This window comes from Weizmannia sp. FSL W8-0401 (assembly GCF_038009125.1).
Lineage (GTDB): Bacteria > Bacillota > Bacilli > Bacillales > Bacillaceae_C > Weizmannia > Weizmannia coagulans.
Window position 1 is genome coordinate 1,221,652 of record NZ_JBBPAG010000001.1, and the last position, 21,625, is coordinate 1,243,276.

21 protein-coding genes and 2 pseudogenes are annotated in these 21,625 nt (G+C 45.7%); 14 read left to right on the forward strand and 9 right to left on the reverse strand.

Translation table 11 applies throughout. The features are described 5' to 3' along the window. Positions 1-20: 20 nt before the first annotated feature. From NSU00_RS05740 to NSU00_RS05755, 4 genes are read left to right on the forward strand one after another with little or no spacing between them, the layout of a single operon-like run. A complete protein-coding gene (locus NSU00_RS05740) occupies positions 21-98 on the forward strand; it encodes a YqcI/YcgG family protein (protein WP_110134295.1) in 78 nt (25 codons plus the stop codon). 47 nt (positions 99-145) lie between these two features. Continuing rightward, the gene (locus tag NSU00_RS05745; protein ID WP_340703535.1) at positions 146-1,441 is read left to right on the forward strand and encodes an ATP-grasp domain-containing protein; all 1,296 of its coding nucleotides are present in this window, start codon (positions 146-148) and stop codon (positions 1,439-1,441) included. Next, positions 1,431-2,654 carry an MFS transporter gene (locus NSU00_RS05750; RefSeq protein WP_237342293.1) on the forward strand — a complete coding sequence of 408 codons (1,224 nt, stop codon included), beginning with the start codon at positions 1,431-1,433 and terminating at the stop codon, positions 2,652-2,654. Before NSU00_RS05745 ends, NSU00_RS05750 begins: the two co-directional genes overlap by 11 nt. A 42-nt stretch (positions 2,655-2,696) precedes the next feature. After that, positions 2,697-2,879, forward strand: coding sequence for an aspartate/glutamate racemase family protein (locus NSU00_RS05755; RefSeq protein ID WP_207368482.1), 183 nt, complete (start codon positions 2,697-2,699; stop codon positions 2,877-2,879). 634 nt (positions 2,880-3,513) lie between these two features. Here the strand turns inward: NSU00_RS05755 and NSU00_RS05760 are convergent. From NSU00_RS05760 to NSU00_RS05785, 7 genes and pseudogenes are all read right to left on the reverse strand, one after another. Next, complete coding sequence (locus tag NSU00_RS05760) at positions 3,514-3,684, reverse strand: hypothetical protein (protein WP_340703536.1); 171 nt, start codon at positions 3,682-3,684, stop codon at positions 3,514-3,516. 117 nt (positions 3,685-3,801) lie between these two features. Continuing rightward, complete coding sequence (locus NSU00_RS05765) at positions 3,802-3,987, reverse strand: hypothetical protein (protein WP_035180871.1); 186 nt, start codon at positions 3,985-3,987, stop codon at positions 3,802-3,804. Beyond that, complete coding sequence (locus NSU00_RS05770; protein WP_035180873.1) at positions 3,977-4,768, reverse strand: ExeA family protein; 792 nt, start codon at positions 4,766-4,768, stop codon at positions 3,977-3,979. The genes NSU00_RS05765 and NSU00_RS05770 overlap by 11 nt, the downstream gene beginning before the upstream one ends. Before the next feature lie 3 nt (positions 4,769-4,771). Beyond that, entirely contained in the window at positions 4,772-6,154 is a 1,383-nt protein-coding gene (locus NSU00_RS05775; protein ID WP_042512385.1) for a DDE-type integrase/transposase/recombinase, read from the reverse strand. Positions 6,155-6,299: 145 nt separating this feature from the next. Beyond that, positions 6,300-6,617 (reverse strand): hypothetical protein, encoded by a 318-nt coding sequence (locus NSU00_RS16055; protein WP_035180395.1) that lies wholly within the window; start codon positions 6,615-6,617, stop codon positions 6,300-6,302. A 36-nt stretch (positions 6,618-6,653) separates the two neighbouring features. Beyond that, positions 6,654-6,893 (reverse strand): annotated as a pseudogene (locus NSU00_RS16060) (DUF6431 domain-containing protein); the annotation flags it as partial. 97 nt (positions 6,894-6,990) lie between these two features. Beyond that, positions 6,991-7,464 carry a hypothetical protein gene (locus NSU00_RS05785; RefSeq protein ID WP_340703537.1) on the reverse strand — a complete coding sequence of 158 codons (474 nt, stop codon included), beginning with the start codon at positions 7,462-7,464 and terminating at the stop codon, positions 6,991-6,993. A 143-nt stretch (positions 7,465-7,607) separates the two neighbouring features. On the opposite strand from NSU00_RS05785, the pseudogene NSU00_RS05790 reads away from it, so the two are divergent. The 3 genes and pseudogenes from NSU00_RS05790 to queE form a co-directional block, all read left to right on the forward strand. Then, a pseudogene (locus tag NSU00_RS05790) lies at positions 7,608-7,897 on the forward strand (IS5/IS1182 family transposase); the annotation flags it as partial. Positions 7,898-8,154: 257 nt separating this feature from the next. After that, the gene (gene queD / locus NSU00_RS05795) at positions 8,155-8,646 is read left to right on the forward strand and encodes a 6-carboxytetrahydropterin synthase QueD (protein ID WP_340703538.1); all 492 of its coding nucleotides are present in this window, start codon (positions 8,155-8,157) and stop codon (positions 8,644-8,646) included. Next, positions 8,636-9,361: a 7-carboxy-7-deazaguanine synthase QueE gene (queE, locus tag NSU00_RS05800; RefSeq protein WP_207368480.1), complete on the forward strand. Its 726-nt coding sequence runs from the start codon at positions 8,636-8,638 to the stop codon at positions 9,359-9,361. Before queD ends, queE begins: the two co-directional genes overlap by 11 nt. Positions 9,362-9,955: 594 nt before the next feature. Here the strand turns inward: queE and NSU00_RS05805 are convergent. After that, positions 9,956-10,930, reverse strand: a complete 975-nt coding sequence (locus NSU00_RS05805; protein WP_013859026.1) for a bile acid:sodium symporter family protein — start codon at positions 10,928-10,930, stop codon at positions 9,956-9,958. 180 nt (positions 10,931-11,110) lie between these two features. Then, positions 11,111-12,829, reverse strand: coding sequence for an Rqc2 family fibronectin-binding protein (locus NSU00_RS05810; RefSeq protein ID WP_340703171.1), 1,719 nt, complete (start codon positions 12,827-12,829; stop codon positions 11,111-11,113). Between the two features lie 142 nt (positions 12,830-12,971). Here NSU00_RS05810 and NSU00_RS05815 point away from each other — a divergent pair, with 142 nt between their 5' ends. The 7 genes from NSU00_RS05815 to priA all read left to right on the forward strand — a co-directional run bounded on the left by NSU00_RS05815 (position 12,972) and on the right by priA (position 21,623). Continuing rightward, complete coding sequence (locus tag NSU00_RS05815; RefSeq protein ID WP_340702529.1) at positions 12,972-15,653, forward strand: cation-translocating P-type ATPase; 2,682 nt, start codon at positions 12,972-12,974, stop codon at positions 15,651-15,653. A 221-nt stretch (positions 15,654-15,874) separates the two neighbouring features. After that, complete coding sequence (locus tag NSU00_RS05820) at positions 15,875-16,750, forward strand: YicC/YloC family endoribonuclease (RefSeq protein WP_061566977.1); 876 nt, start codon at positions 15,875-15,877, stop codon at positions 16,748-16,750. Then, positions 16,747-17,052 (forward strand): extracellular matrix/biofilm regulator RemA, encoded by a 306-nt coding sequence (gene remA / locus NSU00_RS05825; RefSeq protein WP_041818937.1) that lies wholly within the window; start codon positions 16,747-16,749, stop codon positions 17,050-17,052. The genes NSU00_RS05820 and remA overlap by 4 nt, the downstream gene beginning before the upstream one ends. Before the next feature lie 2 nt (positions 17,053-17,054). Next, positions 17,055-17,669 (forward strand): guanylate kinase, encoded by a 615-nt coding sequence (gene gmk / locus NSU00_RS05830; protein ID WP_013859032.1) that lies wholly within the window; start codon positions 17,055-17,057, stop codon positions 17,667-17,669. 1 nt (position 17,670) lies between these two features. Continuing rightward, complete coding sequence (rpoZ, locus tag NSU00_RS05835) at positions 17,671-17,877, forward strand: DNA-directed RNA polymerase subunit omega (protein WP_013859033.1); 207 nt, start codon at positions 17,671-17,673, stop codon at positions 17,875-17,877. 135 nt (positions 17,878-18,012) lie between these two features. Beyond that, complete coding sequence (gene coaBC / locus NSU00_RS05840) at positions 18,013-19,221, forward strand: bifunctional phosphopantothenoylcysteine decarboxylase/phosphopantothenate--cysteine ligase CoaBC (protein WP_340702530.1); 1,209 nt, start codon at positions 18,013-18,015, stop codon at positions 19,219-19,221. After that, positions 19,218-21,623 carry a primosomal protein N' gene (gene priA / locus NSU00_RS05845; protein ID WP_061566976.1) on the forward strand — a complete coding sequence of 802 codons (2,406 nt, stop codon included), beginning with the start codon at positions 19,218-19,220 and terminating at the stop codon, positions 21,621-21,623. The genes coaBC and priA overlap by 4 nt, the downstream gene beginning before the upstream one ends. Positions 21,624-21,625: the final 2 nt, after the last annotated feature.

Genomic DNA, 21,625 nt, shown 5'->3' on the forward strand with positions numbered 1-21,625 from the left:
AATTAACATAGTATTTTGTTGTGTGCCAAGCTCCGGCACATTCATTAAGAAAAAGTCGCCATAGTGGTACTTTTATAATTCCTTTTCAACCAAGATAGGTTTTTGACAAGATGGGTTTACTCACTTCAAAAGGAGGAATTGAAGCATGAACGGACGAAAAATAGGGTTGATGATGCGTAAGGGATATAAGATCCAAGAAGATCACATTGAAACATTAGGACGTTTGGTAGAAGAAATTCACATATGGACTTCTATTCACAATGCTTTAGATGACCCCAGATTTCAATATGTGCATCTCATCGAAGAAGAGGATCAAGAAGTTTTATTAGAAGAAATATATAAAGTTGCAAAACAATATGGTGTAAGCAAATTTGTCACATTTCAAGAAACGGATATTGTTCTTACTGCACAACTCAATGAACGTTTTGGAAATCAATTTATCCCTGCTGATGCCGCTAAAATCTGCAGAGACAAATCAAAGCAAAGGGCATTCATGTCAAAGTACAATCTACCCACACCGTATTATTATAAAGTGGATACCTTAGAGGATGCTATATTAGTATCAAAAAAAATTAAATTTCCATTTATATTAAAGCCTACTTTGGCAGCATCTAGTTCAAACGTTTCTTTAATAAAAAGTGAACAACAATTAAAAGAGGCTTTTAAAGATCTAGAAAATCTTAGGCAAACTAAAAGAGGCTTTTATTATAACAAAAATTCAGAGTCACTCGCTTTAATTGAGGAATTTTTATCGGGAGATGAAGTCACAGTTGACGGAGTCGTGATAAATGGAGAATTCCATTTGGGAGGTATACACAATAAAAAGAGAATGGAAGGTCCATATTTCGAAGAAGACGAATATACACTTCCTTTTGCGGGGACCGCTGAAAGCGAAAAGGAAATTGTTACTATTCTAAAAAGGATAACAAAATTTCTGAACCTAAGGGAAACTTTATTAAATGTAGAATTGAGAAAAGACAATGAGGGTCGTTTTAAAATAGTAGAATTTAGCGTAAGAATTAGTGGGGGCCATGTATATCGGAATATCAGAGATGTATACAACATTGATTTAGTTGGATCACATATTTCAAGTATATTCGATGATAATCAAGGTATTCATCTATTCAGTAGACGCTTAAACTCTCCGAAAGCTAGTACCTGTATTAAATTTATTTATAAAAATGGGCTTGTTAAAAAGAACAATGTTGGGAAAGCTGGAGACTCTCCCTATTTTCGGGCTTATTATCCAACAGCCTCAGTCGGTCAAACCATTTCTTGTGCTCCGAATGGATTTGATATTACAGGTTTACTCTCAGTGAGATATAAGTACAGCTCTCCAGAGGATAGATTGAAAGTGATTGAAATAGCCAAAAATATGGAAAAAGAACTTGATTTAGAGGTGGTAGCTGAAAAGGAGGAAGGTGAGACATTTGTATATTAAAAATATTCCGTTTATCATTGTTTTAGCCCTTACTTTAAGTGGAGAAGGAATGCTGACCGTTACTCTTACTTGGACAATATTAGACAGAGGAGGATCTGTAACCCAACTTGGTATTATTTTAGCTCTAATGAGTATATTACCGTTTATTCTACAAAAATATTTCTCGAAATTGAGAAAGTTAATAGAGAACTCTCCACTTCTAATTTTTAGCATATGTAGGGGGATCGGTATTATTGTAGCTTTGTATAGTCTGTTTAACGCTAAACATATTGGCGTTAACAGTCTATATATATTTGCTGGCATTTTTTCCGTCATACTATTTTTATCTACTCAGAGCCTAGAAACATTCATGTCTCAATTAGTTTTAAAAGGAAAAATAACATCTAAAAAAGCATCCAATTTACTTCAAACTTCAATCCAATTTGGTGCTTTTGGAGGGAACGCTATTGCAGGGTTTTTGCTAAATATGGGTGGATTTACTTATATTCTTTGTGCATTAATTTTTTCTCTTGGCATCGGTATATTTGTTTCTTTCTTTACAAAGAGATTAGAGAACAATCAGAATGACAATGGTGAAAAACAACAATTACATATTGAGAGAACGCCAATAACTAATTTAAAAAGTAATACTCTAGTATTAACATTGACGATCGTTGCGATAGGGATACTCACTGTCCAGTTAGCCTCATTTAACTTTCTTATTCCAATTATTTATCACGATGTTCATAAGTGGGATCCCTCGGAATATGGTATGGTAAGTTCGGCAGCGGGGGTAGGAGCGTTGCTTGCCACTTTAATTGGAAAATACGAAAAGTATATTCCTACTTATATATTCTTATTACTTGCTCTTATTGACTTGTCTCTTGGTTTTGTTAACTCATGGTTTATATCTATCCTGTGTGCATTATGTCTTGGGTTTGTATTTAATCGTTCTCGAATATTTCAAAGACAAATTATGTTTGATCACATTTTTATAAAAGAAGAAACCGTCGTTTGGACTGGTCGGTCAACTCTTGTATTACAAATTACTAAAGCGGCCACTCCTTTAATTCTTGCTATTCCCCTTGAATGGATAGGAAATAATCATTCCGGCGCTTTGTTTGGGATTATGGGAATAAGCGTTGTCCTACTTTTAACAGTTGTATACTATTTTGAAAGTAAAAATGTGGAAAAAGTAAAATTAGATATAGAGTCTTTAAAAACGACGGTTTAAGGCTTACGCTAAAGAAACTGCGAAGGAAACAAACAGTCCAAAATGAGCAAGGTGGGTCTGCTTGGCACAAAGTATCCCATGGACGAAATTTTTTACACATCGAGAATAGAAGCGAATGACATTCAAATCTTGTTGCCGGATAAACTGGACCGTGCGGAAGTCAACCGAATCATTTATGAAGCGCTCTGTGTTGGTGAATTGCAGAAGACGAAAAAAGTGATTTAAAGCCCGCAAAATTAGGGGTGGAATGCATTATTTTGGGCTGTACGGAAATTGGGCTATTAGTCAAACAAGAGGACGCAGAGATTACGTTTCTTGATACAACTGTGATCCATGCATCAAGACCACAGTTGCTGCTACAATTAAGGCAACCTTTTTATTTAATTTCTGCAAAAGTTTGGTAACCGATGCAGTTGCGTGCTGCGATGGCTGTGTTTGCCCGGGCTCCACCGGTTTACCGCAACTCGGACAAAACTTGTCTACTTGCGTGCCCCAATAAAAGACCAACAAGATGAAGAATATACCGTTGTAATGAAACTGGAAGGAAGTTTTCCTATGTAGATGAAGATGGTGAACGCGCATATGACGTCATACATCTTGTAAAGACGGACAAGTAAACTGAACAGTTGCACAGAGGACTAAAACAATGCTCAAGAGGTTGCAAAAGCTTCTTGTGCATTGTTTTTTTAAGAAAGATTTTTTTCGCTTTCCGCTTTACCGCAGCCCAGGTTCCTACCGCCATAACAGCTACACCATTGGATGGTTGTTTGCCTGCATATATTAACTATTAACTTTCTCCGCAGCCAGTCTTTGTTCGTGCTTAAAAGGATTTCTCGTTGTATGGCATCTAATAAAATTCCTATTTTTGATTGTCTTCATTTAGATCCCTCTTATTTATTATGATGGTTAAAGTGGGCTTTTTCTTTGAAGCAACGAATGTAATGCTTTTTTCTATTTGAGCATTGTTACTTGATTTTCCAGCCAGCTTATCTTTATTCTGCAAATTCTTTCTATAATCCTTACGAGTCATATTGTCCGCAGCCACCTTCAATGTCGGTTGTATGGCCAGTGGCAGTGACGGGGCAACTGTCTATCGGCCACCCACAATGCCACTGGCATTTGGAAAAGACAAATGAATGTCGGAGATCTAAAACGGATGATCCCCGAGTAATTCCCTCAATTCCTTTTTAAGCAAGGCATTCAATTGATTTAAAGCATTTTTCATCTCTAATAATTCGCTTATTTCCTTTCTTAACCCTTCAATCGTAGCTTCCATCTCATCAATACCATTTCCCCACTGTTCATAATACTGGGTACACTCTTTACAGCTCATTGATCACCCGGTGAATATGAGATTCACCCACGACCTTATTTCCCTGTATAAAGGCATCCAGCAAGCTTTGGCTACAAAGTGTGTTTACCTTTCTCGGAACTCCCTGGCTGAAGTTATAGATTGCCTGAATCGCCTCTTCCGAAAAGACCTCATGCGGTGTTTCCACCACCCTCAATTGATGCCCGATATAATCGGCTGTTTCTCTTTCTGTCAGGCTACTCATTTGGCAGCGCATCTGGATCCGTTGGTCAATCGCTTCCAGATGCTTTACTTTCAATAGATTCCGCAGGCTGGGCTGTCCTGCCACAATCAGGGATAATGGAGACATGGAGTCTTCCCTAAAATTGAGGATGAAGCGCAATTCCTGCAACATAGAGTCAGAGAAGTGGTGAGCCTCATCCAAAACAATGACAATTTGCTTTTTTTCATTTTCATATATATCCAGCATCAAGGACTGATACTGCCGTTTCACATCATTTGACCGAAAAGCAGGCTGTATTCCGAAGTTCTGCAGCACTTCACGGTAAAAAAGCTTTGGTGTCAAAGAAGAGTCACATATATAAAGATAATGATAATGAATAGGGTCCAGGTGATGAACCAATGAGCGAATGGCCGTAGATTTCCCCATGCCAGCTTCCCCTGTCAGTAGGCAAAACTGGCGATTCTGGACAGCATATTCCAACCGTGCGGCAGCTTCCTTATGGCTGGAGGAAGCAAACAGGACATCAGGCGCAATTTCACGGGTGAAAGGAACTCCTTTCATTTCAAAAAAATCCAGCATCCGTTATTCTCCTCCTGTCTGTTTCTCTTTTAATCTCGCAAAACTGGTCGTGCCCACTTGTTTTCGTTTTTCTTCCTCCTGCTGTTTCTTTAACTGTTCCAAGAAACTGGAAACTCCCGCGGGAGTACGGTCATGGTCCGCATCGTCCGGCAATTTGGAATGGCTTTGATTGTGGAGTACCGCAGGCTTCGCATCATCAAAGCGCTCGTCGTCCTTCCATATTTGAATTGTGGATAAATCAAAAGGATTATAGCGTATCTGAATTCGTTTCCCTCGCAAGGAGGAGTCCACATCATATTGATTTCCTTCCAGTTCAATAATGGCCGTTTTTCGAACCGTTCTTTCTTCTTCCCAAAGGAAAATATTCTTTAACAATTCGGCGGGCAGGTGACGGGTATGATCTTCCTTCGCTTCATATCGCTTTTTAGGCGTTTGTTTCGTACTGCGATGGATGCGGTTATCATATGCCTCCAGCCAAGACCTTAAGTACTCATTTAACTGTTTCAATGTCGTGAGCTTCTCCTGGTTAATTAACAGGTTGGCCTCCTCGGTAAAGCTACTGTCTACAAATTGGAAAAACTTCTCAATTTTTCCTTTTGATTCTGGAGAGTAAGGTTTTGCATGAATGAGCTTCGTTCCCATTCTTGCGCACATAATCTGAAACTGCTTGGCACTATAAACGGATCCATTGTCACAGAAGAACAGATTCGGAACGCCAAACTTCAACACAGCTTTTTGAACACAGCGTTCCAGGCGCGGATATCTTTCCTCCAAGAAAAACTCGGCATGCATGATTCTCCGGCTATGGTCATCGATGATCGCGATAAGATAGACCTTTTTTCGCTTTTCCGGATTTTTAGGGTCGGGCAGATAGAGAGTGTGCTGTGTATCTGCCTGCCAGCAGTCATTGGGCAGATCATGTTCAAATTGTCGGAATTCCTTTCTAACTTTGGAGTAGATATCCCTTTTACTCCACCCCATCTCCTGAAAGTAACGCGACAGGGTCCTTGGTTTGATGGCCCCAATCGGGGCTCTCTTCTCCAGCTCAAGAATTCGGATCACCTGTTCCACACTTCGGCTGGGCAATTCCTTCCGCAGGTCAATCGCCCGCTTGAGCACTTCCGGATCCTGATTCCGAAGACTGCCCTGACTTTTCCGCTCCTGTGGCTTCAAGCCTTCAAATCCATTTTCTTCATAAGCTTGGAGATACCTCTCAAGGGATCGGATACTCACCGTTGTCCTTTCACTGCCCGGAATCGTGTACCGTTGGCCAGCAATTTCCCTCAAAAGGGCATACCTCTCCCCGGGCTTCAGCTGCCGTTGAACGATTGGGGCAATTAACCCAAATCGAAAGGCAGCCACTTCATTTCGCAGCGTCTCATTCATCTCATTTTCTCCTCTCATTCCATAAAATAGAAAACAACCTCCATTTTCCCCGACTTTTAACCTCGGGGATAGAGACAGATTTTGTGGAGCAAGAAAATGGAAAATAAGGAACTAATATGTAAATGGTCCGACATGGCCTTTGACCTTAATTGTGGTAGAAGGGCTGGCGGAGATTGATCGTAGAAAATAGCCTCCCCTTAGAGGGGACAGATCCAATTTCCGCAAAAAAGAAGGAAAGAAGAAGCTGAATTTCCTCATCAGAACGGATTCCTTCTCGGTAAAGGGATAGAAAACTTTCCCCTTCTTGAAATTCGGATGCCCATTTCTTCCGTTGATCAATCCACCATTTCCCCCAAAATTCCAGAAATCGGTGTTTCCAACGGTATAATGTTTTTAAAGAGACCTCTGAAACAGAAGGAGTCGTCAGCCTTTGGGCCAACTGGCCAATAGGCACACCTTCCATCAGCCACCTCCCCAAAAATTCATAAATATGATTCGCGAACCGTGCCCATGGGGAAGTAAAGCAAGGCATTAATGAAAAGGTTTTTCTACAATCCGGGCACCTTCTGCGCATGATGGGTATACGAAAGGACCGGTGTTTGAAGTGAATGGTCTTGTTATACTTACCGTGCTTTCTGAGTTTTCTTCCACAACACGGACAAAAGACCTCATCATTGAAGGTTTCAACAAATTTTATATATCTCTTGATAGAAAGGGGACATTCTAGTAAAATAGGCATTGTATTGGGAGGGTTATTTGTTCTCCGGCCGCCAAGCACAGGAGGAGCAAGTAACCTTTTCCTTTTCTAGTTTAAGAGCCGTCAGCTCTATTGACCATTATACCATGGCCAATAGAGCTGACGGCTCTTTTTTAAAATATCTCCCGCCAAAATAAATGTCAAAACCCCTTGCGATAGCGACATTAGGCATGGCTGCGAACATCATATTTGTAGGCCAAACGCTTAATGTATATTTGATACCATCTTTGACCCGGATATTAAACTTATCGTCTACAATTTGGGTGGATGCTGATGGAAAGACAGCGATTTTAGAGTTTTCAAATCCATATCTATCTATACCTAACAAAAACCTATTTTGATCTGTTGCATGATTAATGATTTTTACTTTTAAAGTGAATTCAGGAAAAGAACCTTCAGTTTTTGATTGACCACTGCCAATACTACCCGTCTTTAGTTTAGAGGTAGTACATCCATTTGTCATTAGCATTATTAATGATATAGAGGTTAAAAATATCAAAAATGCTTTAATTGTAAATCCTCCTTCTTCGATATAAATGGTTTTACTGTGCATTAATACTATACGAAATTGAATGAATTTTATAGTTTAAAGTCCCTACGCTCCAAGGGTTTCAGAACACAAAAAAGGAAGTACCTCCCCAAGTCTTGTTTAATGGTAATTGTCGAGAAAACCAAAAAGACAGGAGGGACTTCCCTTTGACCATTATACGACAAATAAGTTTTTTTGGCATCCAGGAATTATATGAAATGGAGCCTACCCATCGTTACGATGCCATTTTTTCAGATATAAATTTGGATAAAATCTGCCATGCCATCTCTAAGAAATCCAATCTTGGCGCCCCTGAAGAATTAAACTATGCAGCCGTGGTGATCTCTGTTTTTATTCGGAGTGTTGAACGAATCCCAACGATCAAAGACCTTGTGAAACAGCTAATGAAGATATTGCTTTTAAACTAAACTGTGGCTTTCTTCTATCAGACCATATAAAGGTTTACTTGTATGGGAACCAATTCGTAATTGCGTACAAAGCCGGAATCAGAGGGCTTTGATAAAAATATTCTTATCGTTATGACACTACGACGCCAAGTATGAAACACTGAAGTACACCCGGCAAAAAAATGCGCAGACTAGTCTATGGTTTCCGAGCTTAGAAAAAGACAAAGGTGAATTCCAAAATCTTTCTGGTTTTCCAGAATACCATTATAATAGAGAAATAAGCAATGATCAGGAGAGGATGTTAACGTTGAGTGAATATCACATTCCGGAGAAGGTCCAGATATTTGGAAAAGATATTCGGAAAGAGCAATTGAAGTATCATCATAAGAGAACAGCTGTAACAAAGGAATTTACTTTCGATGCTGCCCATCATTTACATTTGTATGAAGGAAAATGCAAAAGCCTGCACGGCCATACATACAAAGTAAAAATAACATGCAGTGCGTACTTAAATGAAATTGGCATCAGCATAGACTTTGGCGATCTGAAAAAGATATTTCAGGAAGCGGTTGAGGAAAAACTGGATCACCAATATTTGAACAACGTCCTTCCGCCCATGAACACCACTGCGGAAAATATGGTAGTCTGGATGTGGGAAGAGATTGAAAACCGGCTTAACCGGCAAAAAGATTACAAAGACCGGGGAGCGAGATTGGAAGAACTGGTACTCTATGAAACACCAAAAAGTTATGCAACGATGAAACGGGAATGGATGGAGGAAGAAACAGATGGTAAGTAAAATTCCGGTGATCGAAATATTTGGTCCAACGATACAAGGGGAAGGAATGGTCATCGGAAAGAAAACCATGTTTGTCCGCACGGCCGGGTGTGACTATGCCTGTAGCTGGTGCGATTCTGCTTTTACCTGGAACGGGGAGGAAAAAGGCCGGATTGCGCTGATGACGGCAGAGGAGATCTTCCAGAAGCTGAAAGAAACAGGAGGAGAAAACTTTAGCCATGTCACAATTTCGGGAGGCAATCCACTTTTGTTGAAAGGCCTTGGTGAACTGGTTCATTTGCTTAAAACCCATCAAATCCGTACAGCAGTTGAGACACAGGGATCACGCTGGCAAAATTGGCTTTCGGACGTTGATGATGTGACCATTTCGCCAAAGCCGCCGAGTTCCGGCATGCATACAGATTTTGAGACTTTGGATAGGATGATTGAACAGTTAACACTGGCGGGAAGCCATTTTTGCTTAAAAGTTGTCGTTTTCGACGAGAAGGATTTTGATTACGCCAAAAAGATCCATAAACGCTATCCTGCTGTTCCCTTCTATTTACAAGTCGGCAATCCGGATATTGCTTTGCCCGACCGGGATGCGTTAGCGAAAATGCTGATCGGAAGATACGAATGGCTGGTGAATCTAACCTTGCAGGCAGAAGAAATGAATGATGCTTATGTCCTTCCGCAGCTGCATGCATTGGTGTGGGGGAACAAGCGGGGCGTATAAAAAAGATGTTATTTTTATTATAGGATGCAAAAAAACGGTGAGACACGATTAATGGCGGTGTCTCGCCGTTTTTTTGTCAGCGGCTTCATTCAAATGTTAAGGAGTCGCGGAAAAAGAAAGTCCTTCCTTAACCTAGAGCCTGTCTACGTTAAGAAAGCAAGCAAAAACGAAGGCCTTCCTTAACATAGAATGCATCTATATTAAGTAAGCGTGAAAAAACGAAGTCCTTTCTTCACCTAGAGGACGTCTACGTTAAGGAAGTGCGGAAAAAAGACGGCCTTTTTTCACCTAGAGGACGTCTACGTTAAGGAAGCAAGCAAAAACAAAGTCCTTCCTTCACCTAGAGCCCGTCTACGTTAAGGAAGCGTGAAAAAACAAAGTCCTTCCTTCACCTAGAGCCTGTCTACGTTAAGGAAGCAAGCAAAAACGAAGTCCTTCCTTTACATAGCCCCCGCCTATGTTAAGAAACCGCAGAAAAACAAAGTCCCTTCTTAACATAGAATGCGTCATCCTCTTCTTGTTGCTTTCGCTTTTCATCATGTGTCCTTGTCATCGGTACCACTTTACCTGTTCGCTGGCCGTTCCCTCTTTTTCTCACACATGCTGGCTTGCGGCCGGGTTCGCGTCGGGTTTTACTGCCTTTTTATCTTTCATCCGGCTGTAGATGTTTGCGAGCAACGAACCGGACAAATTGTGCCAGACGCTGAAAATCGCGCTCGGGACGGCGGCAAGCGGGGAAAAATGCGCGGTAGCAAGCGCTACCCCGAGCCCGGAATTTTGCATGCCGACTTCCATCGAAACCGCTTTTTGCTTGGCAAGGTCCATCCCGCACAAACGGGCGAAGAAAAAGCCGATGATAAAGCCAAGCAAGTTATGCAAAATAACGACAGCAAAAACGAGTAAAGCCGTTTGTGCGATTTTTTCGGCGCTTCCGGCGACCACTCCCGCTACAATCAGCACAATTGCCACAACCGAGACAAGCGGCATCGCTTTTGCGCCGGCGCGCGCCTGTTTGCCGAAAAACCTTTTCGCGATAAATCCGAGCAAAAGCGGCACAATGATCACTTGCACAACCGAAAGGAATAAAGACCATACACTGACATGCACCCATTTGCTGGCAAACAGCAGGATTAACAGCGGTGTGACAATCGGCGCAAGAATCGTGGACACGGAGGCGATCGCAACAGCAAGCGCCACATTTCCGCGCGCGAGAAACACCATCACGTTCGAAGCCGTTCCGCTCGGGCAGCAGCCGACAAGAATGACGCCGATAGCAATATCTTTCGGCAAGTTGAGCCCGACTGCAAGCAGAAAAGCAATAAGCGGCATGATGACAAAATGGCCGATGACGCCGAGCGCCACCTCAAGCGGCTTTTTGAAAACTTCTTTGAAATCTGATAATTCAAGCGTCAGCCCCATCCCAAACATGACAATGCCCAATAACGGTACGATATAATTCCCGATCCACGCAAAATGCTGGGGCAAAAAATAAGCGATGACTGCAAAAATCAGCACCCATACGGTGAACGTTTTCCCTGCAAACGCGCTGATTTTTTCTAAAGTTGCCATGTGAAGACCTCCAAATATAAATTGTTTTCTAAAATGATAGAATATCTGACAAAATAAATCAAGGCAGCCATTTCAATATTTTGGGATTTATTTAGATCATTCGTTTCCGAAAACATTTTTTTACCAAAAAAAACAGCGCAATGCCTGGGCCTGCGCTGTTTACAACATATTCCGTGTTTTTCATGCATCCTTCGTTTTTTTCATGGCCAGCACTTTGTCGGTATCCGGTGTGACATAAACGGTTTGCTGGTTCTCGTAAATGACAAATCCGGGTTTTGCGCCGTTCGGTTTTTTCACGTAGCGCACTTTCGTATAATCGACCGGGACGGAAGCGGACTGGCGCGCTTTGCTAAAATAGGCGGCGAGTGATGCGGCTTCCAAAATCGTTTCCGGCGCCGGGTTTTTGCTGCGGATGACAACATGCGACCCGGGAATGTCTTTTGTGTGCAGCCAGATTTCATCGCGGGCGGCTACCCGGTTTGTCAAATAATCGTTTTGCTTGTTGTTCTTTCCGACAAGAATTTCCGTGCCGTCCGAAGCCTCGTATTTTTCGAGAGCGATTTTGTTTGCATTTTTCCGCCGGGCGCGGCTGTGCCGTTTTTTCAAATAGCCTTCTTCTTCCAGCTCTTCGCGGATTTCCCCGATATCTTTCGGTGAGGCTGTTTCAAGCTGCTGGAGGAGGTTTTCAAAATACAGCACTTCATCCCGGGCTTTTTTGATCTGTTCACGCACTGCGACTTGCGCATGCTTCGCTTTCTGGTAGCGGGAAAAATAGCTTTGCGCATTTTCCGCAGGGGTTTTCAGTGGATCAAGCGGAATCTCAACCATTGCCCCGTTCTCATCGTAATAGTTTTGCACTTTCACTTTGTCCATTCCTTTTTTCACGGCATACAAATTTGCTGTCAAAAGTTCGCCGTACAGCTGGAACTGTTCGGCATTTTGCGCCTCCTCAAGCGTGGCTTCCAGCTTTTTGATTTTGCTTTCGTTTTTCTCCAGTTCATTTTTCACAAACCGCTCAAGATCATGGCCTTTTTGCTTGACGCGGTCACGTTCGGCTTTCCCGGCATAAAAACGGTCAAGCAGCGCGCTTAAAGTCGGGAAAGTTTTGGTTTCGCCCTCAAGGGACGCAAGCGGGATCATGTAAAATGATTCTTTTTGTGCGCCCATGATCATCACCGGCTGGAGGTCAAACTTTTTAATCGGCTCCATAACGGACAAGAACGCGTCCGTCACCGTTTCCGGATTCGAAAATTTCGCCCGGTGCATGATCTCTTTTGCCAAAAGAGGGGAGACCCCGGCGAATTGCGCGACAATCTGCTTGTCCATTTTCCCGCTGTTCCAGTCGAGCGCTGCGATGACATCCTCTTTTGTTGCTTCAAGCGGATTCCGTTTGTGCTGCTCAGGGGGCATAACATATTCATGCCCGGGGAGAATCGTCCGGTACGTATTAACAGCCGGCGGGACATGTTTGATGCTGTCCATGATCAGGTTCCGCTCTTTGTCGACCAAGATGATATTGCTGTGGCGGCCCATGATTTCCACGTACAGCTGTTTAAAGGAAATATCCCCGATTTCGTTCCGGCTTTTGATGTCAAAGACAACAACACGGTCAAGGCCGGCCTGGTGAATATCCTCGATCACGGCACCTTCCAGATGTTTTCTTAAAAGCATGCAAAACATCGGCGGGTCCTGCGGGTTGTCAAACGGTTCATCCGTCAGCTGAATGCGCGCATAGGCCGGGTGTGCTGACAAAAGCAGCCGCCTGTTTTTTCCGTTTGCACGCACCACAAGGACCAGTTCATTCTGGTACGGCTGGTGGATTCTGTTCATCCGCCCACCTTTTATCGTATCAACAAGTTCTTTTACCATCGCTCTTGTAAATAATCCGTCAAATGACATATCGCATTCCTCAATTCTTTCGCGCAATGTTTTAAGCATTGCGCCGGTCGTTGGCATGTTAAATTATATCATTTTTTTGGACAGGGCTGAATATGTTGCTATTAAGACAATAATGGGCAGAAGCAGGGGAGAGTGTATTTTCATGATGTTTCACGAAATGAGTGAAAAAGAAGTAGAACAGGAATTCGGAACTGATCTGGAAAAAGGGCTCACCGAAAAAGAAGCGGAAAAAAGAGTCAGGCAGTACGGCTTTAATGAACTGGAAGAGGCGGAAAAAGAATCTGCCCTTATGCTCTTTCTCAGCCAGTTTAAAGATTTTATGACGCTCGTCCTGCTTGCCGCAACCGTGATTTCCGGATTTTTAGGCGAATATGTCGACGCGGTCGCGATCATCGCCATTGTATTGATTAACGGGTTTCTCGGCTTTTTTCAGGAGCGGCGGGCCGAGAAATCGCTTGAAGCATTAAAAGAACTTTCCGCACCGCAAGTCAATGTGCAAAGAAACGGGCGATGGGTAAAAATCCCTTCGAAAGAAGTGGCGCTTGGCGATATTTTAAAATTTGAAAGCGGGGACCGGGTTGGCGCCGATGTCCGGATTGTAAAGGCTAATAATCTTGAAATTGAAGAGTCGGCGCTGACGGGAGAATCCATCCCTTCCCCGAAATCAACGGAACCGATTCCTGTGGAAAATGCGGGCCTCGGCGATTTGCATAATATGGCGTTTATGGGGACGATGGTAACGCGCGGCAACGGCATCGGCATCGTCACCGCGATCGGGATGCAGACGGCAATGGGGGAAATTGCCGATATGATTCAAAACGCCGAATCGATGGCGACCCCTTTGCAAAGAAGGCTCGAGCAGCTGGGAAAAATTTTAATCGTGGTGGCGCTGCTTTTAACCCTCCTTGTCGTCCTTGTCGGCGTCTGGCACGGGCATGACTTGTATTCCATGTTTCTGGCGGGAGTTTCGCTCGCGGTTGCGGCGATTCCGGAAGGCCTGCCGGCGATTGTGACAATTGCGTTATCGCTCGGCGTCCAGCGCATGATCCGGAAAAACGCGATCGTCCGGAAACTGCCGGCGGTGGAAACGCTCGGCTGTGCGTCAGTCATCTGCTCGGATAAAACCGGCACCATGACGCAAAACAAAATGACAGTCACCCATTTATGGAGCGGCGGAAAGACGTGGAAAGTGTCCGGGACGGGCTATGAGCCGAAAGGGATTTTTACGGACAATGGAACGGAAATCCACCCTTTAAAGGAAAAAAGCGTCTACCAGCTTTTGACGTTCGGGCTATTATGCAACCATGCCGAATTGAAAGTGAAAAACAAAGAATATGTGATAGACGGTGACCCGACGGAAGGCGCGCTCCTCGTTTCCGCCCTGAAGGCCGGTTTAACGAGGGAATTACTGCTGAAAGATTTTACAATTGAACAGGAATTTCCGTTTGATTCAACGCGGAAAATGATGAGCATGGTAATCCGTGACAAACACGGCAAACGGTTTGTGATCACAAAAGGCGCGCCGGATGTGCTGCTCGGGGTAAGCCGGTCGGTGCTCTGGAACGGAAGGGAACAATCGTTTGATCTGGAAACACGAAGGAAAGTAGAGAAAGCGGTCGAATCTTTGGCTGCCCAGGCACTCCGGACGATCGCCATCGCGTTCAAGCCGCTTGCAGCAGGAGAAACGGCAAAAAGTGAACAAGAGGCGGAGACAAATTTGATATTTATCGGCGTCCAGGGGATGATCGATCCGCCGCGGCCAGAAGTCAGACAGGCCATTAAAGAATGTAAGGAAGCGGGCATCCGGACGGTGATGATTACAGGCGACCATGCTGTGACCGCAAAAGCAATTGCGAGGCAGCTCGGGATTTTGCGCACAAGCCGTGAAAAAGTGGTGGACGGCACGATGCTGAACGAACTGACGGTGGATGAGCTGGAAGACGTGATTGACGAAGTTTCCGTGTTTGCGCGCGTATCGCCGGACCATAAACTGAAAATCGTTAAAGCTTTCCAAAACCGCGGGGCAGTCGTTGCCATGACAGGGGACGGCATCAATGACGCACCGGCCATTAAAACAGCCGATATCGGCATCTCGATGGGCATTACCGGAACCGATGTCGCAAAAGAAGCCTCCTCGCTCATTTTGCTCGATGATAATTTCGCGACGATTAAAGCGGCGATCCAGGAAGGCCGCAATATTTATGAAAATATCCGGAAATTTATCCGTTATCTGCTCGCCTCCAATGTCGGTGAAATCCTTGTGATGCTGTTTGCAATGCTTTTGTCCCTGCCGCTTCCGGTCGTTCCCATCCAAATTCTTTGGGTCAATCTCGTGACGGATGGGCTGCCGGCGATGGCGCTCGGCCTCGACCAGCCGGAAGAAGATGTGATGAAGCGGAATCCGCGCCATCCGCGTGAAGGGGTGTTTGCGCGCGGGCTCGGCTGGAAAGTGATTTCGCGCGGTTTTCTGATCGGGTCCGCGACACTTGCCGCTTTTGTAACCGTATATTACCAGCACCCCGACCGGCTTGCTTATGCACAAACGATTGCATTTGCAACACTTGTCCTTGCCCAGCTGATCCATGTGTTTGACTGCCGCAGCGAACGCTCGGTGCTCGCGCGCAACCCGTTTGGAAATGTCTATCTTGTGCTTGCTGTTTTGTCATCGGTTTTGCTTATGCTTGCCGTGATTTATGTTCCGGCCCTCCAGCCGGTTTTCCATACGCTACCGATATTGCCGAAAGACTGGCTGCTCGTCCTCTGCATGAGTGCAATTCCGACATTTTTGCTTGCGGGGACATATTATTTAAGAAAAAAACCTTGAATTATGCTATAATCTTAAAAGTAATAGGGGATCCTCTATTACTTTTTCTTTTGGCGAAATTTCCCCAGGCGCTCCGGTTAAGATTTCCTTTCCTAAATGGGCGGGGCGCGGTATAATCTCCGTAAAAGCTATTATCACCGGGCCGGGGACAGGCGCGATGAAAGTCGTGAAGGTTAAAACCGGCGTGATGGTAGATGTAAGAAGAGATTGGGCGTGAGAAGATGGTCTTAAGCATGACGGGCTATGGCAGAGGCCGCCGGGAGACGCGGCAGTTCAGTGTGACGGTGGAGATCAAGTCTGTCAACCATCGCTTTTGCGAATATCAGATCAGGATGCCGAAGCAGCTTGTCAAAGTGGAAGAAGAGTTGAAAAAAATCATCGGGAACTATGTGCAGCGCGGCCGTATTGACGTGTTTGTCACCATTGCCGGTGAAGGGCTTGTCAAACGCCGGCTGCGGGTCGACTGGGATTTGCTGGACGAATACCACCGGTTTTTAAGCCGGATCCGTGAGCAATACGGAATTGAATCAGGTTTTGGCATTCGCGAGTTATTAAACCGCGAAGATTTAGTTACAATAGAAGAAATAGAGGAAGATAATGAAGAAATCCTCACCCTTGTCCTGGAAGCCTGCAAAGAGGCGGCCGGGCAGTTGCGGCTTATGCGCGAAAAAGAAGGTTCCCTGCTCAAAACTGATTTGGAAAAACACCTCCAAACGATTTCAAAGCAGGTGGATCATATCAAAACAGAAGCGCAGTCGCTCGTTTCTACATACCGATTCAAACTTGAAAAGCGGATGCAGGAGCTATCAGGCGGCCGGCTGGATGAAGCGAGGCTCGTCCAGGAAGCGGCGCTGTTTGCCGACAAATCCGATATTCATGAAGAAGTGACAAGGCTTGAAAGCCACTTGATTCAATTTGGCGAAACGTTGGCGCTTGATGAGCCAATCGGCAGAAAACTGGATTTCATGATCCAGGAGATGAACAGGGAAGTGAACACGATTGGATCGAAAGCAAATGCTTCCGGTATTTCAACAGCCGTTGTTGAGCTCAAAACGGTCCTTGAGAAGATGCGCGAGCAAGTGCAGAATATAGAATGATTCGCGCAAAGTCAATTGTATGCGAGCGGGAGAGGATGCAGGTGGTGAAACTCATTAATATCGGCTTTGGAAATATCATTTCGGCAAACCGCATCATTTCCATTGTAAGCCCGGAATCAGCGCCGATTAAGCGGCTCATCCAGGATGCACGCGAGCGCGGCACTTTAATTGATGCGACTTACGGCAGAAAAACCCGGGCAGTGATAATGATGGACAGCGGCCATGTGATTCTCTCCGCAGTTCAGCCGGAAACAGTGGCGCACCGTGTCACGGACGGGGAAACAGATGGCGAGGAGGTATAGCGTTGAAGAAAAAAGGATTACTCATTGTGTTATCCGGTCCGTCCGGTGTCGGGAAAGGGACCGTACGGAAAGCCATTTTTTCGCAGCCGGATACGAAATTTGAATATTCCATCTCGATGACGACGAGAAAACCGCGGGAAGGCGAAATCGACGGGGTGGATTATTTTTTCAAAGAACGCGAAGAATTTGAAGAACTGATCAGGCAGGGAAAACTGCTGGAGTACGCGGAATATGTCGGCAATTATTACGGGACGCCGGTCGATTATGTGAAGGAAACATTGGAAGCGGGAAAAGATGTTTTTCTCGAAATAGAAGTGCAGGGCGCGCGGCAGGTCCGCGAAAAATTTCCGGACGGCTTATTTATTTTTCTTGCGCCGCCGAGTTTGTCCGAACTGGAATCGAGGATCACGCAGCGCGGGACGGAATCTGCCGAAAGGATCCGCGACCGGATGGAAAAAGCCCGCAAAGAAATTGAAATGATGAATTTATATGATTACGTTGTGGAAAATGATACAATAGAAAACGCCTGCGAAAAAATCAAAGCCATTGTCGTCGCGGAACATTGCCGGACGGCACGCGTTGCGAAGCTGTATAAAAAAATTCTGGAGGTTGAATAAGATGCTTTATCCTTCCATTGATGAACTGTTGAAAATTATCGATTCGAAATATTCCCTTGTCACGATCGCGGCAAAACGTGCCCGCCAGCTGCAGGACCAGCATAACGAAGTGCTTGAAAAATATGTTTCCGATAAAAATGTCGGCAAGGCGCTTGAAGAAATTTATGCCGGCGTCCTCCGGATCAAACACGATGGAACGGCTTCTTAAGTTATCTTGGTACGGTTATACGGAAAATCACAGAGCAGGGACTGGCGGATATGGCGTCAGCCCTTTTTCTTATATTTGCTTTTTTGTTAGAATGGTCGTAAGGATATTGACTGAGACTTTACAGGGGGCATACGGATGCTTGGGAAAAATATATTATTGTGCGTAACCGGAGGGATTGCCGTTTTTAAAGCGGCTGCGCTCACAAGCAAGCTGGCGCAGTCCGGCGCACATGTGAAAGTCATCATGACGGAATCCGCCTGCAAGTTTGTGGCGCCGTTAACGTTTCAGGCGCTTTCCCGGAATGAAGTGTACACCGATACATTTGATGAGAAACACCCGGAGAAAATCGCCCATATTGATCTTGCAGACTGGGCGGATCTTGTCCTCATTGCGCCGGCCACCGCGAATATGATTGGAAAATTGGCGAACGGAATAGCGGATGATATGGTCTCGACTACGATCCTCGCCACGACTGCGCCGGTATGGGTGGCGCCGGCAATGAATGTCCATATGTACGGCCACCCGGCTGTCCGGCGGAACCTGGAAACGCTCAAAGGCTTCGGCTACCGGCTGATCGAGCCTGCGGACGGGCATCTCGCATGCGGCTATACCGGAAAAGGAAGATTGGAAGAACCGGAGAACATCGTGGCGCTTTTGAAAGATTTTTTCAGCGGCGGGCCGAAACCGCTGTCCGGGAAAACGGTTTTAGTGACAGCCGGCCCGACGATTGAAAAAATTGATCCCGTCCGCTTTCTTTCAAACCGTTCGTCCGGAAAAATGGGATTTGCGCTTGCCGAAGAAGCGGCCAATATGGGGGCAAACGTTTTGCTTGTCACAAGCGTGGACACGCTGGCACCGCCCGCCGGAACGGAAATCATCAAAGTGGAGAGCGCAGAGGAGATGTATCATGCGGTCATGGGCCGCTACAAGGAAGCGGATATCATCATTAAAAGCGCGGCCGTGGCAGACTACACGCCGGTCCGTGTCTTCGATAAAAAAATGAAAAAGCAGCCGGGCAACCTGACGCTAGAACTGAAACGGACAAAAGATATTTTAAAAGAACTTGGCGAAAGGCTGGACAAGCCTTTTCTCGTCGGCTTTGCCGCGGAAACTGATCATCTCGAAAACTATGCGCGCGGCAAAATGGAACGGAAGCGTGCGGATATGATTGTCGCCAATGATGTGAGCCGGGAAGGCGCCGGATTTGCCGGCGATACGAATATCGTGACCATTTTTAAACGCGACGGCTCGAAACGGGAACTCCCGCTGCTTTCCAAGCATGAGGCGGCAAGGGAAATTTTGCGCGAAATCTGCCGCGAGATCGAAAAGGACGAAAAGAAATGAAGATTGCAAGTGTGATTGTCGATATACCGGCAATGCAGACGGATAAATATTTTGATTACCGGATCCCAGAAAAATGGGGAACGGCCATCCAACCGGGAATGCGCGTCATTGTCCCGTTCGGCCCGCGCACGATCCAGGGATTTGTTGCGGGCATAAAAGACCGTTCGGAAGTGAAGAACTTGCGTGAAATCATTGCGCCGCAGGATTTGGCCCCGGTTTTGAATGCGGAGCTGCTTGCGCTCGGGGACTGGCTTGCGAAGGAAACGCTTTGCCTGAAAATCTCTGCTTACCAGGCGATGCTGCCGGCCGCGATGAAGGCAAAATACGAAAAACGCATCAAAAGGCAGGACGGGGGCGCCAACCCTTTTCTTGACGAAGTGTTCGGGGATAGCGGCGAAATCGGCTGGAAAGAAGCGCAGCAAAAGGGCTTTCTGCCGTTTCTGCAAAAAGAAGCGAAAAACGGATCGGTGGAAGTCGTATATGAAGTCAAAAGCAAAGCCAACAAGAAAACGGTCCGGCTCATTTTCTGCCCGAGTTCCAAAGGCGAGCTCGAAAAACGGATGGAAAAAGTGCCGAAAAATGCCCCGAAACAAAAGCAGGTGCTGCAATTTTTCCTGGAAAATCCGGATGCAAAGATGCCTTCTCCCGAACTGGCGGAAACAGCCGGCGTATCGCGGGCGGTTATCAAAACATTGCTTGAAAAAGGATGGCTGGCAGAAACACAGGAAGAATCGTACCGCGACCCGTATGCCGGCCGCCAATTTCAAAAGAGCGTGCCGCATGCTTTGACTGCGGAACAGAAACAGGCAATCGGCCCGGTCCTTTCCGCGGTCCGCGAAAACAGAAACGAAACGTTTTTGCTTTTTGGCGTAACCGGCAGCGGAAAAACGGAAATTTATCTCCAGTCGATACAGGAAGTGCTGAACCAGGGGAAAGAGGCGATTGTCCTTGTCCCGGAAATTTCTCTAACGCCGCAAATGGTGAACCGTTTTAAAAGCCGTTTCGGCAAAGATGTGGCGGTTTTGCACAGTGGCTTATCGGTCGGTGAAAAATACGATGAATGGCGGAAAATTACTCGCAAAGAAGCGAAAGTGGTGGTCGGGGCGCGGTCGGCGATTTTTGCCCCGTTTGAAAATCTTGGCATCATTATTATTGATGAAGAGCATGAAAATAGCTACAAGCAGGAAGACAACCCGCGCTACCACGCGAGGGACGTCGCCCTTTTCCGGAGCAAAAACCACCATTGCCCGGTTATCCTCGGCAGCGCCACCCCGTCGCTTGAATCATTTGCCCGCGCGCAAAAAGGGGTCTATACGTTGCTGAAAATGGAAAAACGGATGAACAACCACCCGCTTCCCGAAGTTTCGATTGTCGACATGCGCGAAGAATTGCGCGCAGGCAACCGTTCCATGTTCTCAAGAGAGCTTTTTGAAAAACTGAAAGACCGCCTGGAGAAAAAACAGCAAACCGTGCTGCTGCTAAATAAAAGGGGATATTCCTCCTTTGTCATGTGCCGGGACTGCGGGTATGTGCAGCAATGCCCGAACTGCGATATTTCGCTTACCTATCACCGCTCCACAAACGAAATGAAATGCCATTACTGCGGTTACGAGACGTTTGTGCCCGCAACATGCCCGGAATGCGGGAGTTCCCATATCCGCTATTTCGGGACAGGGACGCAGAAAGTGGAAGAGGAGCTCGGGCGGCTGCTGCCTGAAGCGCGCGTGATCCGGATGGATGTCGATACAACCGGCCGGAAAGGGGCGCATGAACGGATGCTTCAAAGCTTTGCAAACGGGGAGGCCGATATTTTGCTCGGCACGCAGATGATTGCAAAAGGGCTCGATTTTCCGAATATTACGCTTGTCGGCGTGCTGAATGCGGACACGATGCTCCATTTGCCCGATTTCAGGGCGTCCGAAAAAACGTTTCAGCTTTTAACACAAGTAAGCGGGCGCGCGGGGCGGCACCAGCTGGAAGGCGAGGTTGTTGTCCAGACATATACCCCCGAACATTACAGCATCCAATTTGCAGGGGAGCAGGACTATGAACGCTTTTACCGCCAGGAAATGAGAATGCGGAAAGTGGGCGCCTACCCTCCTTTTTACTATCTCACCCTGATTACGGTCAGCCATGAAAATGTGATGGAAGCCATGTCCGCATCCGAAAAAATCGCAGGCTTTATGCGGAATCGGGTGTCGGGCGGAAGTGTGATTTTAGGCCCTTCGGCATGCCCGGTCCCCCGTGTGAAAAATAGATATCGTTACCAATGTCTGATAAAATACAAACGGGAACCGCGGCTCAATGAAACATTATCTGTTTTGCTGGAACATTTCCAGCACCAGATTGCCTCGGAAGGATTAAGCATCGCGGTCGATGTCAATCCTAATATGATGATGTAACA

Bases quoted from the DNA above. Each gene is read 5' to 3' on its own strand.
- NSU00_RS05775 (WP_042512385.1), bottom strand. From the start codon at position 6,154: ATGAATGAGACGCTGCGAAATGAAGTGGCTGCCTTTCGATTTGGGTTA.
- NSU00_RS05805 (WP_013859026.1), bottom strand. From the start codon at position 10,930: ATGGCAACTTTAGAAAAAATCAGCGCGTTTGCAGGGAAAACGTTCACC.
- NSU00_RS05785 (WP_340703537.1), bottom strand. From the start codon at position 7,464: ATGCACAGTAAAACCATTTATATCGAAGAAGGAGGATTTACAATTAAA.
- NSU00_RS05770 (WP_035180873.1), bottom strand. From the start codon at position 4,768: ATGCTGGATTTTTTTGAAATGAAAGGAGTTCCTTTCACCCGTGAAATT.
- NSU00_RS05820 (WP_061566977.1), top strand. From the start codon at position 15,875: ATGGTCTTAAGCATGACGGGCTATGGCAGAGGCCGCCGGGAGACGCGG.
- NSU00_RS05745 (WP_340703535.1), top strand. From the start codon at position 146: ATGAACGGACGAAAAATAGGGTTGATGATGCGTAAGGGATATAAGATC.
- NSU00_RS05810 (WP_340703171.1), bottom strand. From the start codon at position 12,829: ATGTCATTTGACGGATTATTTACAAGAGCGATGGTAAAAGAACTTGTT.
- NSU00_RS05755 (WP_207368482.1), top strand. From the start codon at position 2,697: ATGAGCAAGGTGGGTCTGCTTGGCACAAAGTATCCCATGGACGAAATT.
- coaBC (WP_340702530.1), top strand. From the start codon at position 18,013: ATGCTTGGGAAAAATATATTATTGTGCGTAACCGGAGGGATTGCCGTT.
- remA (WP_041818937.1), top strand. From the start codon at position 16,747: ATGATTCGCGCAAAGTCAATTGTATGCGAGCGGGAGAGGATGCAGGTG.
- NSU00_RS16055 (WP_035180395.1), bottom strand. From the start codon at position 6,617: ATGGAAGGTGTGCCTATTGGCCAGTTGGCCCAAAGGCTGACGACTCCT.
- priA (WP_061566976.1), top strand. From the start codon at position 19,218: ATGAAGATTGCAAGTGTGATTGTCGATATACCGGCAATGCAGACGGAT.
- NSU00_RS05765 (WP_035180871.1), bottom strand. From the start codon at position 3,987: ATGAGCTGTAAAGAGTGTACCCAGTATTATGAACAGTGGGGAAATGGT.
- NSU00_RS05815 (WP_340702529.1), top strand. From the start codon at position 12,972: ATGATGTTTCACGAAATGAGTGAAAAAGAAGTAGAACAGGAATTCGGA.
- rpoZ (WP_013859033.1), top strand. From the start codon at position 17,671: ATGCTTTATCCTTCCATTGATGAACTGTTGAAAATTATCGATTCGAAA.
- queE (WP_207368480.1), top strand. From the start codon at position 8,636: ATGGTAAGTAAAATTCCGGTGATCGAAATATTTGGTCCAACGATACAA.
- NSU00_RS05760 (WP_340703536.1), bottom strand. From the start codon at position 3,684: ATGACTCGTAAGGATTATAGAAAGAATTTGCAGAATAAAGATAAGCTG.